Raw genomic sequence first — 11,068 nt, 5'->3', positions numbered from 1 at the left:
CGGACTGACGGGACACTTTCTGTGATTTCCCTGATCGTCTCTTCGGATGAAGAGTCTCTGCGCGTAGTCCGTTTGATGTCTTTGACGATCTTCTCGCCTGCTCTCTTCGGTGTCTTTCTCGTCGTCCACGCCTCAGTGGTTACGAGGAACCAAGAACACTCTCTTAGCAAATTGCCCTATTTGGACTCATAAGCGCTGACGTCAGACGGGGGGGATTACCGGCCGTGTTCAAAGGGGTGGAACACAGCCCAAAACCCTCGCATTTGAGCGTCTCAAGAAACAGCACTATCGCGCGTTCAGGTCGCGTATAGCCCGGCCGTCTTTGCGCGTAATGCCATAAGAGCGAGCACAGTATCGATAGTTGGCGTTGGCGTATCGGTCACGCGGCCGAGCTCTTTGACCGAGCCCACAAGTGCGTCGATTTCCATGGGCCGCCCTTGATCAAGGTCCTGCAACATAGATGTCCGATGCGCACCGACATCCGCGCCCCCTTGGATACGACGATCTACGTCAATCGGGAATTTCACCCCCAGTTTTTCGGCAATCGTTTGTGCCTCAAGCATCATGTTGCGCGCAACCTCGCGGGTGGCAGGATCGGTGCACAGCACATCTAGCGTGGCGTGGGTGAGCGCAGAGATGGGATTGAACGACAGGTTCCCCCAGAGTTTGACCCAAATCTCATCGCGGATTTTTGGCCGCACTGGCGCTTTCAAACCTGCCGCAGACAAAGCCTTGGACAAGGCCATCGCCCTTTCGGATTTGGACCCATCAGGTTCCCCCAGCGAAAATCGATTGCCTTCGGTGTGTTTGACGACACCCGGTTCGATGACTTCTGCCGCCGGATAAACCACGCAGCCCAGCACGCGGTCAGGGCCAAAACCGTTCCATTGGGCATTGCCCGGATCAACGGTTTCCAAACGCGTACCCTCCAGGTCGCCCCCCACTTTATGAAAATACCACCACGGCACACCATTCACACCAGACACGATCGTGGTGTTTTCACCGATCAAAGGTTGCATATGGGGCACCACGGCTGGAACAGAATGGGCCTTGAGTGTGACGATCACATAGTCTTGAGGTCCAAGATCGGAGGCATTGTCCGACGCAGTCACCTGCACCGTGGTCTCGCCACTTGCTTCGATCAGACGCAGCCCGTTTTCGTTCATGGCCTTCAGGTGAGGGCCACGGGCCACAAGGCTTACGTCTGCGCCAGCCTGTGCCAGCTTAGCGCCCACATATCCGCCAATTGCGCCTGCGCCAAAAATACAAATCTTCATGGCGCTTACCCCAAGCCCAGTTTCTCGGCGAGGCCGATACGTTGCAATTTGCCGGTCGCACCTTTTGGAATCTCATCGAGGATCAGGATTTTGCGCGGCACTTTAAACGAGGCAAGCCGTTCGCTGGCGAAATCGCGGATCTCGCGGTCGGTCGCGTCTTGGCCTTCCTTGAGGACCACTGCGGCGGCCACATCTTCGCCAAGCTTGTCATGAGGGACGGCGAAGGTCACGCATTGCCCGACAGCGGGATGATCCGACAGTATACCATCGACTTCGAGCGGGCTGATCTTTTCACCGCCACGGTTGATGATCTCCTTGAGGCGCCCTGTCAGAGACAGAAAGCCATCTTCGTCAAACATGCCCTGATCGCCCGTGCGAAACCAGCGCTTGCCGCCGTCTTCAAAAAAATTCTTTTCGTTGGCTTCTGGGTTGGCTTCATAGCCCGGAGTGACATTGGGGCCAGAAATCACAATTTCACCCACGCCATCAATGAGCCGGTTTTCAATCTCGTGGGCGATGCGTACTTCGGGGCCGGCGGGCAGGCCAACAAAACCGGGTTTCTGGCGGCCAGGTTCAATCGGGTTACAACACATCTGGTGGGCTGCTTCTGTCATGCCGTAGGCCTCAACCACGGGCGCGCCAAAGGTGTCAGCTAGTTGCGTCATCACAGGGCCGGGCAAGGACGACGACGAGGACCGCAGGAACCGAAGGCGCGCCTTTTCGATGATCTCGGCGTTGCGCGGCGCGCGGGCCAAAATGGCTTGGTGCATGGTTGGAACTGCCGTGTACCACGTCGGATCAACCTCTTGCAGCCAGCCATAAAATTTCAGCGCATCAAAGCCAGGCGCACAGCTGATTGATCCGCCCGCAGCCAAGGACCCGCTGACAGCTGCGATCAGTCCATGTATATGAAACAGGGGCATCACGTTGAGGCAGACATCATTTGCGGTCAAACCTAGCGAGGCAGCAACGTTTTGCGCCGACGCTGCGACGTTGGACTGCAAAAGCGGCACAATCTTGGGACGCGACGTTGTGCCAGATGTGTGCAAAATCAGCGCAACATCGTCAGGCGTGGGCACTGTGTCGGCGGCAGTGCCTGTCACATCCGTGGACAAGGTGAAATTGCCCGCCGGCTGGGTCGTTGTCAGTTCGATCACTGTCATATCAAGACGATCCGCCGCTGCACGTCCAGGCCCGTCATAGCCGGCTTCCACGATGATTGCGCGGGCTTTCAGGTCTTCAAGATAGAAGGAGAATTCGTCTTCTTTGTAGGCAGAGTTCAGAGGGGCCGTGGTGGCAGATTGCGCCACGGTTACAAAGGCTGTGGCCATTTCGGGGCCGTTTGGCAAAACAATGGCCACACGATCAGACGCGCCGATGCCAGCGCCGCGCAGAGATTTGCGGACCTCTTGGGTCAGCCCTTTTAGATCACCGTAAGTCATCCAGTCGCGGCCGGGCGCGCCTATGGCATTCGCGGCATCGGGGTGCTGCTGGATCAGGTCTGCAAGTCTTCGCATGGCGTGTCTTTCATATCGTTGTGATTTGGTGTGAAGAGAGCGTTAAGGGTGAATTAGTGCATTGCTCAATCTGTTGCTACGTCTCGTTTGCGGCGCAACAGCTTTACGCCCGGCAAGAGGATCAGAACGATCGCGATGACCATGATCGGAGCGGCAATGGGCCGTGTAAAGAATATCATCGGATCGCCAGATGACAGGAGCAAGGACTGGCGCAGAGTCGGTTCTGCGATGGGTCCAAGGACGATTGCCAGAACCGCAGGTGCAAGCGGGTAGTCAAACTTGCGCATGAAAAAAGCGGCGATCCCGAAGATCACGATCAGCCAAAGATCGTGCATGCTGCGTGATGCCGCAAAGCCGCCCACGATGGAAAGCACAAAAATCAGCGGCGCAAGAATGGTAAAAGGCATGCGCAACATCCAAATGAACAGCGGAATGAATGCAAGGTTGATCAGAACGGCGACAAGATTTGAGATATAGAATGACCCAATTAAGCCCCAGACAAATTCGCTTTCGTCGATGAACAGGCGCGGTCCGGGGGTCAGGCCCCACATCACCATCCCACCCAGCAAAATTGCCGTTGTCGGAGAGCCTGGAATGCCAAGGGTCAACATCGGCAGCATTGATCCTGTAGAGGCCGAATTATTCGCAGCCTCGGGTGCAGCCACGCCGTCGGGTGAACCTCGTCCGTATTCCTCGGGGGTGCGCGATGTCATCTTGGCCACGCCATACGCCATCAAGGACCCAGGCGTGGCGCCAGCGGCAGGCAGAACCCCCACAAAAAAACCAAGAAGCGACCCGATCCATGTGCCTTTCCACCCCCGTTGCACCGCCTCTTTGGTGTCCGCGGCTAACCCCTTGGCGGTCATCTTGGGGTTTGTGGTGGTCACTTCACCGCGTGTTTGTTCAATCGTCCAGAGCATCTCACCGATTCCATAGACACCGATCGCTAGCACAATGAACCCGATGCCGCGCATAAACCCTTGAATGTCAAACAAAACGAGGCGGGGTTCGCCAGAGATCGTGTCAAACCCAACCGCTGCCAGAACAAGGCCCAAGCAGATTGAAAAGATAGTCTTGGGAATGTCATCACCGCCAAGGCCAACGAAAGTGGCAAAGGCTAACAACATCAGGGCAAAGATTTCAGGCGGTCCAAAAGATAGCGCCACATCGGCCAGAAGCGGCGCGAAAAGGCTAAAAAACACTGTCGCAACTGTCCCCCCTACAAAAGAGGCAAGTGCCGCAGTGACCAAGGCAAGGCTTGCGCGACCCTGAAGGGCCAATGGGCGCCCGTCAAAAGTGGTGGCCACCGCAGTCGAAGCCCCTGGGATGCCCAGTGCCACCGACGAGATCGCCCCTCCATACATCGCGCCATAATAAATAGCTGCCAGAAAAATGATCGCTCCCGTAGGCGGGACTAGAAACGTAACAGGCAGCAAAATCGCCACGCCGTTGACGGACCCCAATCCGGGCATCGCGCCGATAAACAAACCAACTGTCACGCCGATGATGATCAGCATCAAATTCACCGGTTGAACAGCCGTGAGCACGCCATCGGTAATTAAAGAAAAGACTTCCATGGTGATCCTTGCCTTTGAGGTGCTTTAGTAAATGATGTCGTACATCATATCGAAGAGGGGCTGCGTGAAAGGCAGGCCTTGCGGCATCGAAATGTACATCGCGCCTTCAAAGAACAAGAAAAGAGCGATCGGCAGGAGGATGGCGATAACCAGCGTCAACAGCCACGAGTGGCGCCCCAAAAAAAGTAGGTAATAGATCAGGAACAGACTGATCGCGCCGTACATCGACACGATGGGGATCAGCGCCACAAAGGCTACGACCCCGCCTCCGACAAGCGCCACAGTGCGCCACCCGAAGGCATCCATTAAGGGCTCTTCTGACTTTGAAGCCGGGCTGAGACCGCGCCACCAATTCCAAGCAATGCCTGAGCAGCTGAGAAGCATTCCGACCGACAACCAGAAGGGCCAGAAGCCGCCGCCGGGTCCTTGGCCACTGATGTAACCAATTGGCAGCTCTGTGCTCTTGTACATCAAATACAGAGAAAAGAGGGCAAGAAGCCCTGCCAGCGATATTTCACCTTGGCGCATTCCTGCCCCCTTTCACGTTCTTGGATTAGCCGTCGATTTGGGACAGAAGCTTGCGGTGGTTTTCAACCTGCGTCGCCCAGTAAGCCCGCGTCTCTTCTTCATTCATCGGCAAGGGCGACAGGCTCTCTGAAGCGAGATAGTCCTGCCATTCCTGACCTTCATAAACAGCCCCAAAGACGCCACGGTAATATTCAGCAGCCTCGTCCGACATCCCTGGTGCCCCAACGATGGCCCGCTGGTTGTAGTAAGAGAAATCGTGGCCCAATTCTTTGATCGTAGGCACGTCTGGATAGGCCTCCATCCGTTCATCAGAGAAGGCTAGAAGTGGGACAACATCACCCGCAGCATAGAACCCGTTGGCCTCTGCTGGGTTGTTCACGGTCGCCATGATCTGCTGACCGGCAAGGTCGCGCGCCACAGCACCACCGCCGTCATAGGGGATGTACTTGATGTCGAGATCGTAGACGTCGGACATGTAGGCGATCACAATCGAGTCTTCCTGACCAGACCCAGTGCCGCCCATGACGTACTCGCCGTTCATTTCGCGGACGGCGGCCAAGTAGCCATCAAAGTCAGTGATGCCGGAGTCTGTGTGGACCCAGAGCACGAAAGGATCGACGCCCATCATAGTAATCGGCGTGAAAGTTTCGATATCAACGCCAAGGGCCTCTTGGCGGATCGGTGTGGTGTAAAACGAGTTCAGTGTGACCATCAGAGTGTGATCGGCGTCACGCGCATTATTCAGGTGCAGTAAAGCATCAGCACCGGATCCGCCGCCACGGTTTGTGGGGATCAACGGTCGGTTCATCATATCATTAGCTTCAACAACCGATTGAACAAAGCGCGCGATCTGATCTGCACCGCCGCCAGCACCCGCCATGATCGTGAAATCGACCGGACGGGTCGGCTCCCATTCCTGCGCCATGGCAGAGATTGGCAAAGTAGTCAGCGCGCTGCTTGCGGCCAGACCAAGGAAAAGCCTTTTGTTGAGTTTCATGATGTCGTCCTCCGTAAAATGTCCAATATTCAGGACCTGTTGTGTCCGCCGTCTGGGCGGGGTTGAAGTCTTTGGGGGTGTCCCCCGTGGTGTTAAGCAAAGGTGTTCTAATGGGCCATTAAAATGGGCATTTCGGTGCGATCCACGATGCGTTCTGTATTGCCGCCAAACAGCATTTCGGTTTCATGACTGTGACTATAGGCGCCCGTAATAAGCAGGCTGGCGCCGATGGTTTTACACGTCTTCAGAAGCTCGGTGGCAGGGTCTTTCCCCTCAAATCGGACGACGTCTGCGGCAATCCCGCGCAGTCCGTAGTATTCGACCAACTCCTCTACAGGGGGCCCGTTGGCCTGAACCTTGCCGCCTGTGAGGATGCTAACGCGGTCCGCCGCGTCAATGACGTCCAAAGACGAAGCAACAGCCCGTGCTGCGGGCAGCGAGCCGTTCCATCCAACCGCAACATGTTTGGCAAAGGTTTCATCCGGTTGTAGTTGCCCAGGACAGACCAGCACCGGACGGCCCGCGCCATAGAGCGCTGATTTTAATGAACTTTGCCCAAGGTTACGTTCGCGTTGCGGCTTTGGAAGCACGATGATATCCGACAGGCGCCCTGCGTGTTTGACGACATCCGCCATACGTCCTTGCACCTCAGCAAAGGTGCAGCGCACACCACCGCTTGTTTCGAGTTCATCGTTCAGCCCATATTCACGCGCTAGGCGGTGCAAGATGCCGCGCAGGTGGTTTTCCTGTTGGTTCGCAAGCTCGCTTGCCTGTTCCATCATAACTTTGCGGGCGAAGTCGGTCAGGGGCATGCCTTGGGGCATCAAATCAGCTGCGCCCGCCCGACAATGGACCACACTGACTTTTGCGTCGTGCTTTTTCGCAAGCTCTGCGGCATGAGCAAGGACTGTGGAAACCATGCCATCACCGCGAACAGGGACTAGAATTGATTTTATCACTTACGGGCCTTTCATGCACTACAGCGTTGCGCAAATCGACAACGCCTCGACTCCACGGCTGTTTAGGCCTTCGTCGTAATCCCTACTTCTCCCCACAAAGGTAAGCGCATGATTGTTTCGTCAACGGTAATTATTTTGGAATAAACTTACTTCGCGAATTTTTTGTGCGTTTTGAATGCATTGTTAACAAATTATTTTTCTGCATTCCGCTGTATACAGACAATTTGGACGTAGATTGAGGACGCTACGACGCAATCACCCGCAATTTAACCCAAAAAGAATGAGGAAGGTTCGGGTATAGCCAGAACGAGGGCGGTATCTCAATCTAAGGGACCCGCACCATGATGGCGTGTCGCAGTAGACAAAAGTTTTGCAAATTCAAAAAAGGGGCGAATTTCGGCCCAGCGCTCGGCATCTTCATTAGAACGATGAACCGCACGGCCACCCTAAGGGCTACCTGTAAATTGTGCATCCTTTTACGCTGGTGGCGCCGTCATGGTCACACCCACACGACCGAGGCCTTGGCCGAGCCGCCAGAGTTAATACGCCCACATCCCAGGCTTCTCCCCGAGTGTGAGGCCCATGATCTCCTCGCTACTCTTCGATATATTGAGAAACTTCATCTTCGGCGGCGGCAGCCTACCCGAACTTGAGCTGGAATTACGCATTACCAAAACCTCTGATCCTCACTTTACCGATATACGAGTGTATAAGCGCAAACCACTTGTAATGTAATGAATCCAAATGCATAATCCTTTAAAAGAACGTAGGCTATGTTCATGATTTTGTTCGGTGTTCGTGCGCCGTTAGCTGTAGATTACGAGATAGCAGCGGAACGCAAAGGCAATCCATTTCGAGTTGGGATCGCTTTAGGACAACAATCTAGGACACTCACAATTCCACGAATTGTAGATTTGTCCGATCTGACTCCAGCGGACCTAGGCCCAGCACTTCCTTGCGCGTGGGCTCCGCAACGCCGAGCCGAGCTTGCCATTATTGCCGTGGCTCATGGATTTGAGTTGGCTAAAACTCTCTGTGACCCCTATTCAATCCTACCACCGAGGCTCCGCGTAGGAATGGGCGGATTTATAGGAGCAGGCGTCGTGATTGGCGGCGGCACTCTTCTGGGTCAAGGTGTACTGGTGAACCGAAGCGCATCGCTTGGTCATCATACCGTCCTAGATGACTGGGTTAGTGTTGGGCCAGGAGCGGTTTTGTCTGGTAATGTTCGTGTCGGTGCGCGCACCATGATTGGTGCTGGCGCAGTGCTTCAGTCAGACATACGCATAGGCTCTAACGTTTTAATTTCTGCAGGAAGCGTTGTACGTAAATCCGTTCCCGACAATCACATTGTTTCTGGCAACCCAGGCCGCGCAGTTCCGCGTAGAGCAGTTCCGTCGACATTAGGGCGCACGGGGGACGAATGAAGCAGCACGGATTAACAGAACGGCTTTGGACAGCCCTTACGAGCACATCTACCACCGACTTTATGATAAGGCCGAGCGGTGCTATCAGCTACGCGTCCTTCATTGAGGGTATTACGCGTTGGCTGGGAGTGTTTGACACCGCCGGACTAAAACAAGGCGATCGAGTCGTGGTTCGTTCAGACTGCGACGATGTAGCTACAACTTTCTTTTTGGCGGGTATATTGGACGGGATCGTACCGGTATTGGTGGAAGGGACTTGCCCAGACACTCGCCTGAGCAGCATTGTCACCGCAGTTGCTCCAAAGCTAGTGATGTCTGAAAATTCCCTACCCGTGGTAACCGCCAACGTGACTGCCAGACTGCTGGATCCGACTGAAACTTCGAAAGGGTTTTTTAGTCGAAAACGCGCGCGGCCCAACTTTGGCATCGCTGATACATCCGCGAACCGCAAACCACGTTTACCGAATGACGATGAAGATGGTGGTTTAGCTTATCTTCTTTTCACATCCGGCACTACAGCAGAACCTAGTGGCGTGCAAATTAGCCGCTCGAACCTAGCTTCAAACCTCGCAACGCTGACGCAGCTTTTCGGCTATGACAAAAATAGTCGTATTTTCAATGATATGGTACTCGCTCATGCGGATGGTATGATACAGGGTCCAATACTTACAGCTTGGTCAGGTTCGACACTAATCCGTGCGGGTGGGTTCCAGGTTCACAAAATCGAAGAGTGGCTGGCTGCCATCCGCCTGCACAGGGCAACTCATGTGCTGACTGTGCCAACAGTGTGGTCAATGATTGATGCCTATGCCGCTCATGACGACTATTTTGACGCGCCCGAGTGCCGCGTCCTCATGTCAGTCGCAGCCAAGCTGCCGGATGATTTATGGAATAGGATCGAGGACCGATTTAAATGCCCTCTCGTCAGTCATTATGGCTTGACCGAAACCGTCGCAAGCGCCCTCTACGCAGGCAATTGGCCAGGATTGGGAGCACGACACACAGCAGGGGTTCCAATCGACTGCGAAGCTCGCATTAAAAATGGCGCAATGCAGGGTGAACTGGAACTACGCGGCTCTAACGTTTTTTCGGGTTACTGGCGTAATCCAGAACGGACGCAAGCAAGCTTTACCCATGACGGCTGGTTCCGCACAGGTGATCTAGCCAAACAACGTGCAGACGGAAGCTACGAAATCATAGGACGGCTAAAATCTGTTATAATGTCCGGCGGTGTTTTGATACGGCCAGAAGAAATTGATGAGGCAATGTTACGCCATCCAGAGGTGTTAGAAAGCGCCACCATCGCTATTCCGGATGAGACTTTTGGTGAAGTCGGGGTCACAGCAGTAGTGCTGCGCGGTGCACTGAAGGCAGGCGAGACAGACCTCACGAACCACCTCCGCAACCATATCGAGCCACGAAAGGTATCGCGCCACATCGTCTTTTTATCCGCTATCCCACGCGGGCTATCAGGGAAGGCTCAGGGCGACGTGCTTCGGTCATTGGTCATGGACGAACTCGCTCAGAAAACAGAAAACGTCAAGAATTATCAGGGTGTGAGCGAAGACCACACCTTAGCCCAGGTATTAATGATCGCCGCGCGCATATTCCGCGTTCCTGAAGAGACTTTGAGCGCCAACAGCACAGCTGATGATGTTACCGGCTGGGACAGCTTTACCCACTTGAATTTAATACTCTCGGTGGAACAACATTTTAGCGGACAGCTTAGCACCCGCCAAGTTAGCGCACTGCGCAATTTAGGCGACTTAGCACATGCGGTTTATAAGATATCAAGGCCAGCATGAATACCTCGTTAGGGCGAATGACACTGGTCTGGGTTACTAGCGCAGCTATCGTTCTTGGAACGCTCATTACTCCTTGGATTTGGGCAGCGCGAGCTCAATCAACCAGTCTTAAAGATATAGACACCTTAGTCCTCGGAACGTCGCTGGTTCGTTATGGAATACCCAATCCCGACGGTGGTCCCGATGCACACAAGTTTGGCCCCAAACCTTTTCTACGACTGGGTTACAGCCGAGGCAACGAAAGACAGCTTCTTTCCATCGTTACAAACGCGGCTGAGCACAAAATTCAGCGCATCTATCTTGAGGTCAATCCTATTGTCAGCCGCTTTGCTGATACATCTACTGGATGTGGCCCCACAGATTGGATCACGAACCATATGACCTTAATCCGTAAAACTTTTAGGGCCGCATTATTCAGGCAGGAGATTTTAGGAGTGGCCACGGCTTCCCCCCTATATCAATCCGAGCCCTTTATAGTAGATGAGTTGCGTTTGAGCCGCCTGTATCCGCTGCGTGTTACTGGACCGTGCTTTGCTGAACAATGGTCCACTGTGTTCGAGACCAACCCTGAAATACAAGTCATTCTTGTCGCTATGCCCCGCGCGCCGATAGCCCGTGAACGTATCGGCATACAAGGCATGACGCACTTTTACGAAGCAGCCCAAACGTTCGCCGCAGCAAATAACTTGCCGCTTTTCATCGTAGATCCCTCAGGAAACTGGCCGGCAAATGCTTTTGTAGATCAAGCGCATCTCAGCCAAGCTGGAGCGGAACAATTCATGACGTTACTGGCAGCCTTTGCACGGGAGCTACCGTGATCGAGCCTAGCTATGAAATTGTGATCGTTTTGGCGCTCGCCTGCGTACCGTTGTCTTGGGCGGTGCCGCGTGAATGGGCACCTGACGCGGTGGCACTCTGGTCGGCCGTTTGTTTAACTCTACTCGTCCCAATAACCGCGCTTTGGCTAGCGCTGCTTGCAGT

At 54.3% G+C, this 11,068-nt stretch carries 9 protein-coding genes; 3 read left to right on the top strand and 6 right to left on the bottom strand.

All coding sequences use genetic code 11. The annotated features are described in order from the left end of the window. Window positions 1-296 precede the first annotated feature (296 nt). The 6 genes from ACTF5F_RS13530 to ACTF5F_RS13505 all read right to left on the bottom strand — a co-directional run bounded on the left by ACTF5F_RS13530 (window position 297) and on the right by ACTF5F_RS13505 (window position 6,816). Complete coding sequence (locus tag ACTF5F_RS13530) at window positions 297-1,277, bottom strand: 2-dehydropantoate 2-reductase (protein WP_438957397.1); 981 nt, start codon at window positions 1,275-1,277, stop codon at window positions 297-299. Window positions 1,278-1,282: 5 nt separating this feature from the next. Beyond that, on the bottom strand, window positions 1,283-2,794 hold the full coding sequence (locus ACTF5F_RS13525; protein ID WP_438957396.1) for an acyl--CoA ligase: 1,512 nt from the start codon (window positions 2,792-2,794) through the stop codon (window positions 1,283-1,285). Between the two features lie 65 nt (window positions 2,795-2,859). Then, window positions 2,860-4,371 (bottom strand): tripartite tricarboxylate transporter permease, encoded by a 1,512-nt coding sequence (locus tag ACTF5F_RS13520; protein WP_438957395.1) that lies wholly within the window; start codon window positions 4,369-4,371, stop codon window positions 2,860-2,862. A gap of 24 nt (window positions 4,372-4,395) precedes the next feature. Then, window positions 4,396-4,899, bottom strand: coding sequence for a tripartite tricarboxylate transporter TctB family protein (locus tag ACTF5F_RS13515; RefSeq protein ID WP_438957394.1), 504 nt, complete (start codon window positions 4,897-4,899; stop codon window positions 4,396-4,398). A 25-nt stretch (window positions 4,900-4,924) separates the two neighbouring features. Further along, window positions 4,925-5,896, bottom strand: coding sequence for a Bug family tripartite tricarboxylate transporter substrate binding protein (locus ACTF5F_RS13510; protein WP_438957393.1), 972 nt, complete (start codon window positions 5,894-5,896; stop codon window positions 4,925-4,927). A 107-nt stretch (window positions 5,897-6,003) separates the two neighbouring features. Continuing rightward, window positions 6,004-6,816 (bottom strand): universal stress protein, encoded by an 813-nt coding sequence (locus ACTF5F_RS13505; protein WP_438957392.1) that lies wholly within the window; start codon window positions 6,814-6,816, stop codon window positions 6,004-6,006. 812 nt (window positions 6,817-7,628) lie between these two features. Between ACTF5F_RS13505 and ACTF5F_RS13500 the strand changes: the two genes are divergently transcribed. The 3 genes from ACTF5F_RS13500 to ACTF5F_RS13490 are packed head-to-tail and all read left to right on the top strand — an operon-like array spanning window position 7,629 to window position 10,905. Continuing rightward, window positions 7,629-8,282 (top strand): hypothetical protein, encoded by a 654-nt coding sequence (locus tag ACTF5F_RS13500; RefSeq protein WP_438957391.1) that lies wholly within the window; start codon window positions 7,629-7,631, stop codon window positions 8,280-8,282. Next, complete coding sequence (locus tag ACTF5F_RS13495) at window positions 8,279-10,087, top strand: AMP-binding protein (RefSeq protein WP_438957390.1); 1,809 nt, start codon at window positions 8,279-8,281, stop codon at window positions 10,085-10,087. The genes ACTF5F_RS13500 and ACTF5F_RS13495 overlap by 4 nt, the downstream gene beginning before the upstream one ends. A gap of 17 nt (window positions 10,088-10,104) precedes the next feature. Beyond that, window positions 10,105-10,905, top strand: a complete 801-nt coding sequence (locus tag ACTF5F_RS13490) for a hypothetical protein (protein WP_438957389.1) — start codon at window positions 10,105-10,107, stop codon at window positions 10,903-10,905. Window positions 10,906-11,068: the final 163 nt, after the last annotated feature.

Origin of the sequence: Cognatiyoonia sp. (assembly GCF_965661665.1) — a bacterium.
In the GTDB taxonomy this organism is placed as follows: domain Bacteria; phylum Pseudomonadota; class Alphaproteobacteria; order Rhodobacterales; family Rhodobacteraceae; genus Cognatiyoonia.
This window is presented reverse-complemented; position numbering and strand designations above follow the sequence as displayed.